Below are 12,771 nucleotides of genomic sequence, written 5' to 3' on the forward strand. Positions count from 1 at the left end.
AACCCATACCGTCTGGGGTGTGGAGATGGGCGTAGTCTTCGCCCTCATCAACAGGAATTAAAATGAGCGAAAGCTTTGCGGAACTCTTTGAAGAAAGCCTAAAAACCCTGAACCTTCAGGCAGGCTCCATCATCACCGGTGTTATCGTTGATATCGATTACCAGGCTCGCTGGGTAACCGTTCACGCTGGCCTGAAGTCTGAAGCACTCATCCCGCTTGAGCAGTTCTACAACGACGCTGGCGAACTGAACATCAACGTCGGTGATGAAGTTCACGTTGCTCTGGACTCGGTTGAAGACGGCTTTGGTGAAACCAAGCTGTCCCGTGAAAAAGCCAAGCGCGCTGAATGCTGGATTGTTCTGGAAGCAGCCTTCGCAGCCGAAGAAGTGGTCAAGGGCGTTATCAACGGTAAGGTTAAAGGCGGCTTCACTGTCGACGTTAACGGCATCCGTGCGTTCCTGCCAGGTTCTCTGGTTGACGTCCGTCCTGTGCGCGATACTACGCACCTGGAAGGCAAAGAGCTGGAATTCAAGGTCATCAAACTCGACCAGAAACGCAACAACGTTGTCGTTTCCCGTCGCAGCGTCCTCGAAGCCGAGAACTCCGCCGAGCGTGAAGCTCTGCTGGAATCCCTGCAGGAAGGTCAGCAAGTCAAAGGTATCGTCAAAAACCTCACCGATTACGGCGCATTCGTCGATCTGGGTGGTGTCGATGGCCTGCTGCACATTACCGACATGGCTTGGAAGCGTATCAAGCATCCTTCCGAAATCGTCAACGTTGGCGACGAGATTGATGTCAAGGTTCTGAAGTACGATCGCGAACGCAATCGTGTTTCCCTGGGCCTCAAGCAACTGGGCGAAGATCCATGGGTTGCTATCAAAGCCCGTTACCCAGAAAGCACTCGCGTTACCGCTCGTGTAACCAACCTGACCGACTACGGCTGCTTCGCTGAGCTGGAAGAAGGCGTTGAAGGTCTGGTACACGTTTCCGAAATGGACTGGACCAACAAGAACATCCACCCTTCGAAAGTCGTACAAGTCGGCGACGAAGTGGAAGTTATGGTTCTGGACATCGACGAAGAGCGTCGTCGTATCTCCCTCGGCATCAAACAGTGCAAATCTAACCCATGGGAAGATTTCTCTGGCCAGTTCAACAAGGGCGATAAAATCTCCGGCACCATCAAGTCGATCACCGATTTCGGTATCTTCATTGGTCTGGACGGCGGCATCGACGGTCTGGTTCACCTGTCCGACATCTCCTGGAACGAAGTGGGCGAAGAAGCCGTTCGCCGCTTCAAGAAGGGCGACGAGCTGGACACCGTTATCCTGTCGGTTGACCCAGAGCGCGAGCGCATCTCCCTGGGTATCAAGCAACTGGAAAGCGATCCGTTCTCCGAGTACGTTCAAGAGAACGATAAAGGCGCAATCGTTAAAGGCATCGTGAAAGAAGTTGACGCTAAAGGCGCCATCATCACTCTGGCCGACGATATCGAAGCGACTCTGAAAGCCTCCGAAATCAGCCGTGACCGCGTTGAAGACGCGCGCAACGTTCTGAAAGAAGGCGAAGAAGTAGAAGCCAAGATCATCAGCGTTGACCGTAAGAGCCGCGTAATCCAGCTGTCGATCAAGTCGAAAGACGTTGAAGACGAGAAAGAAGCAATCCAGAGCTTGAAAGACAAGCCTGCTGCTGACGTCGCTGCTGGTCCTACCACTCTGGGCGACCTGTTGCGTGCACAAATGGAAAAACAGAACTAAGTTCTGTCAGACCATAGAAAAAGGGCGGCTTCGGTCGCCCTTTTTCATGCCTGCGATTTGATGGGTGTCGCTGATGCTTGCGGCTGCAATGGTTGCTTGTGCAACCAACATGCTGGATAAGCTGTCTCTTTCTTTAATCGGATCAATCGTTTATTTGCGGCTAACCTATAGTTTGACGTGAATGACAGTCGGGCAGGGCGGCCGGCATAAGGAAGTGAATGAACAAGCTCATTGTCGTAATGGCAGTACTGACATTGGCGGGTTGTGCCACTAATGCCAAAACCCATGTTGTGCATGGGGTCAGTGGTATCGAAATCGACTGTTCGGGGCTGGGTTCCGGGTGGGAGAAGTGCCTCAAACGTGCGGAAAAGGAATGTAAGGCGGCGGGCTATAGGGTCTTGGTAAGGTCTGATGATGCCAAGGATGAGGATGTATTCCCTTTTGGCTTCAATCCTGCGGGCTACTTCACGCGGACCATGCTGGTGGTCTGTCGAGGTTGATCTGTGTTGAGGTTCTTTGAGATTGGTTGGCTTGTTCGGGGGGGGCAAAACTCAGGCTGTTCAAATTCCATGCCTGGTCACCGGTGATCGCATCGAGGCCCTTGGTTTGGCAGCTTCTCTCTGCACTATCGCGCAACGTTCGTAGGTCGTAATCCAAAAACCGGTCAGTCCGTCAGTCTCGATGGTAAGTTCGTCCCGCATTTCAAGCCGGCAAAAGAGCTTATAGGTCGGATGAATGACGACGATCCTAGAAAATCAGCAATCGATTTCTCTGTTGCTCTTTGGGTCACGGCTACCAGTTTCGTTGCTCTCGGTCTTGGCGCTATTGATCAGCATGGCAATCGGACCGATTCTGAGTTGGGTCTTGGGACGTGCGTTCAGATCTTCGCGCAAGCACGCTGTCTGATTGCAATAAGCCCGAGATGCACGTCGAATTTGTCTCGCAGCTTGTCTATCTCCATTAGTAAAACCTTCGTTAAGCTGTAAAATGTTGCACGTATCCGATAAGTGGCATATGCCTGCATCGGTTCAGGCTGACTCTGTCAGAAGCCTCAGCACGTTTGGTGGCTTTTGCATTTATGGATTAGACAGCGCTCAATTGGCGGCCTTGTCAGTTACTCAAGGGTATTGTTTCGCGTGAAAATTCTAGTAACCGGCGGCGCCGGATTTATCGGCTCGGCGGTCATCCGTCACATCATTTCCAACACCACCGACTCGGTCATCAACGTCGATAAGCTTACTTACGCTGGTAACCTTGAGTCATTGGCCGAAGTTAGCCAGAACTCGCGTTACGTGTTCGAGCGCGTCGACATCTGTGATCGCGATCAGATCGACCGAGTGCTGCGTGAACACCAGCCAGATGCCGTCATGCACCTGGCGGCAGAGTCCCACGTCGATCGCTCGATTTCTGGCCCATCTGAATTCATTCAGACCAACATCATCGGCACTTACACCTTGCTGGAAGCTGCGCGCCACTATTGGGCGGCTCTGGATGAGGTGCGGAAAGCCAATTTCCGCTTCCATCACATCTCGACTGACGAAGTTTACGGAGACCTCGAAGGTCCGGAAGACCTCTTCACCGAGACCACGCCTTATCAGCCAAGCTCGCCTTACTCCGCCAGTAAGGCCAGTTCCGATCACCTGGTTCGCGCCTGGAGCCGTACCTATGGCCTGCCAACTCTGGTGACCAACTGCTCGAACAACTATGGCCCATGCCATTTCCCTGAGAAGTTGATCCCGCTGATCATCCTCAATGCGCTGGAAGGCAAGCCGCTGCCGGTCTATGGCAAAGGCAATCAGGTCCGTGACTGGCTGTACGTCGAAGATCACGCCCGTGCGTTGTACAAAGTCGTCACCGAAGGTGTTATCGGTGAGACATACAACATCGGCGGTCATAACGAAAAGCAAAACATCGAAGTTGTACACACCCTTTGTGCACTGCTCGATGAACTGCGTCCGGACTCCGCTCATCGCCCGCACGCCAGCCTGATCACTTACGTTCAGGATCGCCCAGGCCATGACCAGCGCTACGCGATCGATGCCAGCAAAATTCAGCGTGAGTTGGGTTGGACTCCGGAAGAAACGTTCGAAACCGGTATCCGCAAAACGGTCGAGTGGTATCTGAACAACACTGAATGGGTGGCTCACGTGAAGAGCGGCAGCTACCAACAGTGGATCGACCAGAACTATGCGGATCGTTCGAGCAAGGCATGAAAATCCTCCTGCTGGGAAAAAACGGCCAAGTCGGCTGGGAGTTGCAACGCTCACTTGCGCCGTTGGGTGAGTTGATTGCACTGGATCGTCATACCGTTGATGGACTATGTGGCGATCTGTCCGATCTGGAGGCATTGCGCGCCACGATCCGCCAGGTTAAGCCTGACGTCATCGTCAATGCAGCGGCCTATACTGCCGTCGACAAGGCTGAGTCCGAGACCGAGCTGGCCGACCGTGTTAACGGTCTGGCCAGTCAGGTCATGGCTGAGGAGGTTGCTGCTTTAGGCGGCTGGCTGATCCATTATTCGACCGACTACGTTTTCAGCGGTCAAGGTTCGCAGCCATGGCAAGAGACCGATGCAGTCGCCCCAGTGAATCACTACGGTGCCAGTAAGTTGGCCGGCGAACAGGCGATTTCAGTGTCAGGTTGCAAGCACTTGATCTTCCGTACCAGCTGGGTCTACGGCGCTCGGGGTAACAATTTTGCCAAGACCATGCTGCGTCTGGCCAAGGATCGCGAGACGCTAAGCGTGATTGCGGACCAGATCGGTGCGCCGACAGGTGCAGATCTGATCGCTGATGTGACCGCGCTGGCCATCCAGCAAGTCATGCAGCGCCCGGAGCTTGCAGGCCTGTATCATTTGGCCGCCAGTGGCGAAGTGTCCTGGCACGGGTATGCCAGCCACGTGATCGGTTTTGCTCAGGCCAATGGCGAGCAGCTCGTAGTCACGACAATCAGCCCGATTGAAACGACCGCCTACCCCACACCTGCTCGCCGCCCTTTGAATTCTCGATTGAATACTCAAAAGCTGCGTGACAATTTTTCTCTACACTTGCCGGATTGGCAAAGTGGCGTAACCCGAATGCTTAGGGAAGTTCTGAACAAATGATCGTGACCAATCGTAAAGGCATCATCCTCGCTGGCGGCTCGGGCACGCGCTTGCATCCGTTGACCCTCGGTGTGTCCAAACAGATGTTGCCGATCTACGACAAACCGATGATTTTTTATCCGTTGTCGGTGCTGATGCTCGCGGGCATGCGTGAAATTCTGATTATCTCTACGCCTGAAGACTTGCCTTGTTTTCGTAAGCTATTGGGTGATGGGAGTCTTTACGGCATCAAGTTGACCTATGCCGAGCAGCCTAGCCCGGATGGCTTGGCGCAAGCCTTCATTATCGGCGAGGAGTTCATTGACAAGGACCCTTGCTGTCTGATCCTGGGCGACAATATCTTCTACGGTCAGCGCTTCTCGGAACACCTGCGTTCTGCCACCGCTCAGCAGCATGGCGCTACCGTATTCGGCTATCACGTGTCCGATCCGGAGCGTTTTGGTGTGGTTGAATTTGATGCCACTGGTCGGGCGCTGAGCATTGAAGAGAAACCGCTGAAGCCCAAGTCCAATTACGCCGTGACCGGTTTGTACTTCTACGACAATCAGGTCGTTGATATTGCCAAGAGTATCAAGCCGTCCGAACGTGGCGAGCTGGAAATTACCGACGTTAACCGCGCTTATCTTCAGCAGAATACGCTCAATGTTGAAATGCTCGGTCGCGGTTTCGCATGGCTGGACACTGGTACTCATGACTCGCTGCTAGAGGCTAGCCACTTCGTACACACAATCGAGAAGCGCCAAGGCTTGAAAGTGGCTTGTCTAGAAGAAATTGCCTACAACAACGGTTGGATCACTGCTGACCAGTTGGGTGCCCAGGCCAATGCCTTGAAAAAGACAGGTTATGGTCAGTATCTGCAAAAACTCTTGGAATCGAGCGCTCGCTAAACCCGGACGTTGTCTTTTTTAATCATCAACGTTCCAAATGTGCAGGCAGGAATGGCATGCCAGTTAGTTTACCCAAGGTTGCAGTTTTGCTGGCTGCCTACAACGGAATGCATTGGATCGAGGAACAGCTCGACTCGATCCTTTGCCAATGCGACGTCGACGTAATGGTTTATATCAGCGTCGACCGTTCTACTGACGGCACGCAGGCATGGTGCGCAGCTTACGCGGCTGAGCATCCACGTGTCATAGTCCTCCCGGATGCAGGAAAATTTGGTGGTGCAGCGCGCAATTTCTTTCGGTTGATTCGTGACGTAGATTTTGAAGCCTACGACTTCATAGCCTTTTCCGATCAAGATGATATTTGGCGTGTTGATAAGCTCCTACGCGCAACTTCTACGATTGACTCCCAGCAGGTTGATGCGTATTCCAGCAACGTAATGGCCTTTTGGGCTGATGGCAGAAGTCACTTGCTGGACAAGGCACAGCCTCAAGTTGCATGGGATTTTTTGTTCGAGGCAGCGGGGCCAGGTTGTACATATGTTTTTGGAAAACGCTTCGCGTTGTCTCTAAAAAAATCGATGCTCAACAATTGGCAGCAGCTGCAGAAGGTTAGTCTGCATGATTGGTACTTCTATGCATTTGCTCGTAGCCATGGATATCGTTGGTATATCGATCCAATGCCAACCATGGAATATCGTCAGCATGAGAGCAATCAGGTTGGGGCTAACAAAGGATTAAGCTCGTTGGTTAATCGATACAAGACAATCCATGATGGATGGTGGTTCAACCAAGTGCGAATGATTGCGTTGTTGGTGGGGCAGGACGATGATCCGTTCGTGAAAATGTGGCTGCAATTACAGCGTCGACAGTTAATGAAATTGTCATTCAGCGCCTGGAAGTGTCGGCGTCGGATTCGCGACAAGGTGTTCTTCTTTTGCATTTGCTGGGCCACCGCATTGCTAGGAAATGAAGCTTCATGAGCGGGCTGCTAGTACTGGTGACAGGGGCAAGTGGATTTAATGGTAAGGCAATTATTTTCAGATTGTTATAGGGCAAGATATTTTTCGCGGCGGCGCGCGGTGCAACACGCCTGCTCGGGTATGCTGCGTGAAAGTCATGACGAAAGGAGAGTGTTTATGAATTGCTCAGCAATATTTTTTTCTAAGGTGTTTGCTTGATGCAGAATTTTTCAGCGACCCCCAGGGAACTAGTTGCAAGTCTTTGGCGGCACCGGAGTTTGATAAAGTCGTTTGTGCAACGGGATGTGCTCGGTCGATATCGCGGCTCATTTATGGGGATTCTATGGTCCTTCCTGAATCCTCTGTTTATGCTTGTGGTATATACATTTGTATTTAGTGTTATTTTTAAAGCTCGTTGGGGGACGGGGGGGGACTCAAAAACCGAGTTTGCCCTCATCCTCTTCGCTGGGTTAATGGTTTTTAGTCTGTTCGCAGAATGTATAAACCGAGCTCCAGGATTGATTCTGGGTAATCCAAATTATGTAAAAAAGGTAGTTTTTCCTCTGGAAATTTTACCTTGGGTGAATCTGGGTTCTGCACTTTTTCATGGGGCCATCAGTCTTTTCGTATGGATGCTGGCCTATATTGTCTTTTTTGGTGTGCCGCATCTCACCGCACTCTATCTGCCTGTGATTCTTCTTCCGCTGATTTTTTTTATAATGGGATTGAGTTGGGCGTTGGCATCGTTAGGGGTGTACTTGCGTGATGCGGCTCAATTTGTCGGCATTGTTACCAGCACCCTAATGTTCCTTTCTCCAATTTTCTATCCTGTGACAGCGATACCTGAACGATATCGCGGTCTACTGTATTTAAATCCGATGACGCCTGTTATCGAGCAGACGCGGGATGTGCTGTATTGGGGAAAGGCACCGGACTTTGCTATGGTCGGGCTTTACTTGGTTGTTACTATGTTCGTTGCGTGGTTAGGCTTTGCCTGGTTCCAGAAGACTCGAAAGGGGTTTGCTGATGTCCTCTGAAATATCTATTAAAGTCGAAAATCTTAGCAAGTGCTATCAAATATATGAGCAGCCTCGTGATCGTCTCAAACAGTTTGTAATGCCGCCGTTTCAGCGAGCTATAGGACAATCTGCAAAACAATATTTTCGAGAGTTTTGGGCGCTCAAAGACGTTTCATTTGAGGTGAGAAAAGGTGAAACTGTTGGCATAATTGGCCGCAATGGCAGCGGAAAATCAACTCTCCTGCAAATGATCTGCGGAACACTTCAACCTACGAGCGGAAGTGTGACAACTATTGGGCGTATCGCAGCACTGCTGGAACTGGGTTCTGGATTCAATCCTGAGTTTAGTGGTCGTGAAAATGTCTATATGAATGCCGGTATTCTTGGCTTGAGTAAAAACGAGATCGATGCACGCTATGATGCGATTTTAGAATTTGCCGAAATTGGAGAATTCATCGAGCAGCCGGTAAAAACGTACTCTAGCGGTATGTATGTCCGTCTTGCTTTTGCAGTCATTGCCAATGTTGATGCTGATATATTAGTCATTGATGAGGCCCTAGCTGTTGGCGATATATTTTTCACTCAAAAATGTATGCGATTTCTGGCGGAATTCAAGAAGCGTGGAACTATCCTTTTTGTAACTCATGACACTAATAGTGTTATGAGTCTTTGTGAGCGTGCCGTTTGGCTTCAGTCCGGAGATCGAAAAGCTTACGGCGACTCGAAAACGGTTTGTCAGTCTTATCTAGCCGAGTACTACGCCTCATCTGGCTCGACTCAGGTAGTACCTGAGCCAAAAATAGAGTTGGCGCGAGCGGTAGAAGACTTTCGAGATGTGCGGCAGGATTTTATTAACTCTTCTGTCATTAGAAATGATTTGGAAGTCTTTAGGTTTTCTAATGAAGGAGAAAAGTTTGGTCTGAGTAAAGCGCATGTTCTCGACGTGTATCTGGGGAGTGAGTCGGGTGCGCCGATATCCTGGTTTGTCGGGGGGGAATTGGTCGCGCTGGTTGTAAAAATCCACACCGAAGTTCAGTTGGATCAGCCTATTGTTGGCTTTCTGGTTAAAGATAGGAATGGTCAGCACCTGTTTGGTGACAATACTTACCTTACCTATGTCGATGAAGCGGTAAAAATAAACAGTGGTAATAATTTTACCGCGAGGTTTAAATTCAGAATGCCAATGATGCCCGCTGGCGACTATACAATAGGTGTCGCGATCGCAAATGGCACCCAAGATAATCATGTTATCCATAGCTGGGTGCACGACGCAATAGCTTTCAAATCCCATAGTAGTAGTGTGTCTACAGGTTTGGTCGGGATTCCTATGATTGATATCGAGTTGCAATCTAATGGATAAAAAATATAATTTCTCTTATGAACCGGTCAGTGTATATGCCTGCGCCGTTGATCTGATACGGAAGTATTCCGGCGCTGGGGCTATACACGTAGATCTGGGGTGTGGCTATGCAGCCATCGCTCGTCAGATTGAGAAAGGTGGTGCTAGGTACATCGGCTTCGATGCGAATCGTGAAAGCGTCGAAGCCTTGAAGATCAACGGCATCGAAGCCTATGAGCTAGACCTGACCCAAGAGTCGGTAGTGATCTCGCAACTGAAGTCGCTGTGTGAGGGGTATCCAGTTGTTACGATATCGATGTTGGATGTCATTGAACATCTTGACTACGACTGCGGTGTGTTGAGTCGAATTAAGGAATCATTCTCTAGTGAGCAACAGCTTGCACTTATCTTGTCTGTTCCAAACTCGTCACACACCGATGTAGCGCTTAAACTGCTTGCGGGTGCGTATGATTATCTCGATACAGGGATTTTAGATAAAACCCATACCGTTGTGTACACCGAAAGCAACTTGCTCGAAGTTACTCAAAAAAACGGTTGGAGACAAGTCGCAGTCAATGATTATCACCTCGAGTTCAGTGAGCAGTTTTTTGAGCGTCCTTCCCTGGTATTGAATCGGGATACAGGGATTGGCCAGGATTTCAGGGCGCTAAAGGGGGTGTTGGATCCGAATGCAAGCGTCTACCAGTTTGTACGAGCATATGTGCCTGGCGATGTAATCAAAAAACAGCAGCCTCAGCGAACGGGTGTTTCCGTTTCGCTTGTGTTTTCGGAAACGACCACTGCGCATCAAGTCTCAAGTTTGATATCCAGGCTTGCAACACTTGAGTGCCGTGACCAAATCGATCTGGTGCTCCCTGGGCGCATTGAGGGGGATTTCGAGGATTCATGGAGTGTTTTACGTTACAGTGAGGCAACTCTTGAGACCGTTGTGAAGACTTCATTGCGCACTAGCCATTGGTCATTTGTCACTATACCTAAGGAGGTGTGTGGTTGCGCATTGGATGCGCTGATTGCGCAATTGGATTGCGCGCGTGGAAATTCAGTTGTTGAACTCGCAGAGGGCGTGAGTTCTGGCGATATGCCGAATCAATTCGAATTGTTTTCTTCGGTGGCGACAAATGCTTCTTGGCGCCTCCTGATTCCTGCCGGTTATGTGCGCGAATTTAATGATCCGTATTTTGCAGGCAATAATGGATCATGGCATGATTTTGTTAGGCGAGCAGCGCTTGCATGCGGTGTAACTCGCTTGCATGTTGAGTTTAATATTGAGCAGTCTGATGTGGCCTCACCACTTGATTCGCTTGCGGCGTTGTCTATGATCCTCAATGATCGTGTCCTGCGTACTTATGTTGTTCGATCCGAAATTTGGGCAGATGTAATTTCTTTGAAACTTCAGAGTCTGTCCGCGCAAAATAGTAGCTTCGAATCGCATAATCCTACGCTCAACATTCAGGTTGATACCTTACAGACACAAGTGGATACGCTACGGACTCAGCTGGACGATATTCTTAGAAGTAAGTCATGGACATTAACACGGCCCTTACGTGTGTTTCGACGTGTTTCCTCTAAATTGTTTGATGTTTCTCGCGCATTGGTTCGTGGTGACAAAATGGTACTGAGAAGTTTTGCGCGCGCTGTATACCTCAGGGTGCCGTTTTTGAAATTTGCTTGGTCGTTTTATCAGCAAAAAAAAATGAGTTTGGCGCGGGTTATTCAAGACAAGACGTTCTCAAGTGAGAATATTCATTCCTTGAATTCTTTGTCTGATAACCGATTCTCTAAAACCGTTGTCGCTCAAGTAGATTTGCCAGTGAGTGAACTTCCAGAGATTGATATTTCAGCTGTTTCCTATAATAGCTCTCGTTGGGTGAATAATTTTTTTGCGTCTTTGGCGGTTCAAAATTACCCGCTGTCGAAAATTCATTTTAAAGTGGTTGATAACGGTTCTACCGATAATACGGTGGCGCTGTTCGAAGAGTATCTGAAAGCGCGAGGAGGTGAGTTTGCCAGCGCGGAAGTCATTCAGCAGAAAAATTTAGGTTTTGGTGCGGGGCACGATCGTGGCCTAAAAGCCGGCCATTCGGAATTCTGTCTGATCGTGAACCTTGATCTTGAATTTCTCGCTGATTCCATCGTTACAGCTGTTCGCACAGCAATTAGCGATAAGGATTCCTCTGTAGGAAGCTGGGAGTTACGGCAGCTACCGTATGAGCACCCTAAGTACTATGACCCCGTTACGCTAGAAACAAATTGGTCATCTCACGCTTGTGTGCTGCTCAAGCGGGAAGCCTACGAGCGCTGTGGGGGCTACGACCATGCTATTTTCATGTATGGTGAAGATGTCGAGTTCTCTTATAGGCTGCGCTCGTTCGGGTACTCGCTCAAATATTTGCCTAGCGCTCCAGTGCTTCATTACACCTACGAGGAAGCGGGAGAAATCAAACCTCTTCAGTTTGCCGGTAGTGTTCTTGGTAATAGCTATATTCGTCTTCGTTACGGTTCATTTAGCGATCGTATTATGGCCTTTGTGCTATATGCTGCTCTTTTTGTGTACCCGTCACAGTTTCCGGGTTCGAAAAAAATGCTACTTCGTAATGTGCCGAAGCTCTTGAAAAATCTAGCGCACTTTTTGAAAGGGAAGGGACCTGTTCCTGCAAGATTTCCATTTCGCGGTTACGACTACGAACTAATTAGGGAGGGCGCATTCTTTCAAGCGGAAGCAATCGTCCGCCCAGATTTCTTGCCCATGGTCACGGTAATTACGAGAACCTACCGCGGTCGTGGGATGTTCCTGAAACAAGCGATGGCGAGTGTTTTCAATCAAACTTACCCAAATATTGAGCTCTTGGTAGCCGAGGACGGTGGTAATACCCAAGCGGAGTTGGTCGAATCGCTAGCCAAATCTGCGCCGTCTAATGTCCGGGTTCGATTCCTGGAAAATGAAAAAATTGGCCGCTCTGGCGTCGGGAACGCAGCAATGGCTGTTGCTTCCGGCGAGTACTATATGTTTTTGGATGATGATGACTTACTGTTTTCTGATCATGTGGAAACGTTGATGCAGTGCTTGAATGCGGATACGTCCATTGATGCTGCTTACAGCCTGGCGTTTGAGGTTACTACGCATGTCAATGAAGATAAAACATCTTATGTTGAGGAGATGTTCTATACTCCTCCGATTTTTCGCCAGGTTTGGGATTATGAGGTGATGCAGCGCCATAACTTCATACCGATCCAGTCTATAATTTTCAAGAAGGAGTTGTACCTTCGCTGGGGTGGATTTGATCTCGAACTGGATCAGCTAGAGGACTGGAACTTGTGGTTGTGCTATGGGTCTGGCGGGAAGTTTCGCTACGTCGAAAAAACAACCTCATTGTTCCGTACACCGTCTGATTCACATGTGCGGGCCGAACGGCATGCATTACTGCATGAAGCGTATGATATAGCTGTTCAAAGCGCTAAACAGCGTATTGGTTTAGAAGCCAGTAATCTTGGGGAGGGCTAACATTTTTCATTGAAGGCGCATCTGGCTAACTGTTAGATGCGCAATGGAGGATGTTGTTATGTTGCCAGCTTGCGGGGGAGGGGGCTCTATTTCGTGCTCCTGTGTTACCTGCTATCTCTCCCGCTTAGCGCTCCTAAATTCATTGTAACGACTCCGAGTGATCTGTAGCCCCATAAACCCCGCATTA

9 protein-coding genes and 2 pseudogenes are annotated in these 12,771 nt (G+C 49.6%); all 11 read left to right on the top strand.

Annotated features, from left to right (window positions below; translation table 11 throughout):
- Window positions 1–62 precede the first annotated feature (62 nt).
- The gene (gene rpsA, locus AC3ISI_RS07560) at window positions 63–1,754 is read left to right on the top strand and encodes a 30S ribosomal protein S1 (protein WP_046031753.1); all 1,692 of its coding nucleotides are present in this window, start codon (window positions 63–65) and stop codon (window positions 1,752–1,754) included.
- Between the two features lie 218 nt (window positions 1,755–1,972).
- Window positions 1,973–2,254 (top strand): hypothetical protein, encoded by a 282-nt coding sequence (locus AC3ISI_RS07565; protein ID WP_489336216.1) that lies wholly within the window; start codon window positions 1,973–1,975, stop codon window positions 2,252–2,254.
- Between the two features lie 70 nt (window positions 2,255–2,324).
- Window positions 2,325–2,500 (top strand): annotated as a pseudogene (locus AC3ISI_RS07570) (HU family DNA-binding protein); the annotation flags it as partial.
- Window positions 2,499–2,660 (top strand): annotated as a pseudogene (locus tag AC3ISI_RS07575) (DUF1049 domain-containing protein); the annotation flags it as partial. The pseudogenes AC3ISI_RS07570 and AC3ISI_RS07575, both read left to right, overlap by 2 nt.
- A 230-nt stretch (window positions 2,661–2,890) precedes the next feature.
- The gene (gene rfbB / locus AC3ISI_RS07580) at window positions 2,891–3,967 is read left to right on the top strand and encodes a dTDP-glucose 4,6-dehydratase (RefSeq protein ID WP_489336217.1); all 1,077 of its coding nucleotides are present in this window, start codon (window positions 2,891–2,893) and stop codon (window positions 3,965–3,967) included.
- Window positions 3,964–4,857, top strand: a complete 894-nt coding sequence (gene rfbD, locus AC3ISI_RS07585; protein ID WP_489336218.1) for a dTDP-4-dehydrorhamnose reductase — start codon at window positions 3,964–3,966, stop codon at window positions 4,855–4,857. The genes rfbB and rfbD overlap by 4 nt, the downstream gene beginning before the upstream one ends.
- Window positions 4,854–5,744: a glucose-1-phosphate thymidylyltransferase RfbA gene (rfbA, locus tag AC3ISI_RS07590; protein ID WP_489336220.1), complete on the top strand. Its 891-nt coding sequence runs from the start codon at window positions 4,854–4,856 to the stop codon at window positions 5,742–5,744. The genes rfbD and rfbA overlap by 4 nt, the downstream gene beginning before the upstream one ends.
- Before the next feature lie 56 nt (window positions 5,745–5,800).
- On the top strand, window positions 5,801–6,724 hold the full coding sequence (locus AC3ISI_RS07595; protein WP_489336221.1) for a glycosyltransferase: 924 nt from the start codon (window positions 5,801–5,803) through the stop codon (window positions 6,722–6,724).
- Between the two features lie 197 nt (window positions 6,725–6,921).
- Window positions 6,922–7,740, top strand: a complete 819-nt coding sequence (locus tag AC3ISI_RS07600) for an ABC transporter permease (RefSeq protein ID WP_489336222.1) — start codon at window positions 6,922–6,924, stop codon at window positions 7,738–7,740.
- The gene (locus AC3ISI_RS07605; protein ID WP_489336224.1) at window positions 7,730–9,082 is read left to right on the top strand and encodes an ABC transporter ATP-binding protein; all 1,353 of its coding nucleotides are present in this window, start codon (window positions 7,730–7,732) and stop codon (window positions 9,080–9,082) included. Before AC3ISI_RS07600 ends, AC3ISI_RS07605 begins: the two co-directional genes overlap by 11 nt.
- A complete protein-coding gene (locus AC3ISI_RS07610; RefSeq protein WP_489336225.1) occupies window positions 9,075–12,584 on the top strand; it encodes a glycosyltransferase in 3,510 nt (1,169 codons plus the stop codon). The genes AC3ISI_RS07605 and AC3ISI_RS07610 overlap by 8 nt, the downstream gene beginning before the upstream one ends.
- Window positions 12,585–12,771: the final 187 nt, after the last annotated feature.

This window comes from Pseudomonas sp. GL_139_B (assembly GCF_057834475.1).

Coding starts and splice junctions, on each gene's coding strand:
- rpsA (WP_046031753.1), top strand. CDS start 63: ATGAGCGAAAGCTTTGCGGAACTCTTTGAAGAAAGCCTAAAAACCCTG.
- AC3ISI_RS07565 (WP_489336216.1), top strand. CDS start 1,973: ATGAACAAGCTCATTGTCGTAATGGCAGTACTGACATTGGCGGGTTGT.
- rfbD (WP_489336218.1), top strand. CDS start 3,964: ATGAAAATCCTCCTGCTGGGAAAAAACGGCCAAGTCGGCTGGGAGTTG.
- rfbA (WP_489336220.1), top strand. CDS start 4,854: ATGATCGTGACCAATCGTAAAGGCATCATCCTCGCTGGCGGCTCGGGC.
- AC3ISI_RS07595 (WP_489336221.1), top strand. CDS start 5,801: ATGCCAGTTAGTTTACCCAAGGTTGCAGTTTTGCTGGCTGCCTACAAC.
- AC3ISI_RS07600 (WP_489336222.1), top strand. CDS start 6,922: ATGCAGAATTTTTCAGCGACCCCCAGGGAACTAGTTGCAAGTCTTTGG.
- AC3ISI_RS07605 (WP_489336224.1), top strand. CDS start 7,730: ATGTCCTCTGAAATATCTATTAAAGTCGAAAATCTTAGCAAGTGCTAT.
- AC3ISI_RS07610 (WP_489336225.1), top strand. CDS start 9,075: ATGGATAAAAAATATAATTTCTCTTATGAACCGGTCAGTGTATATGCC.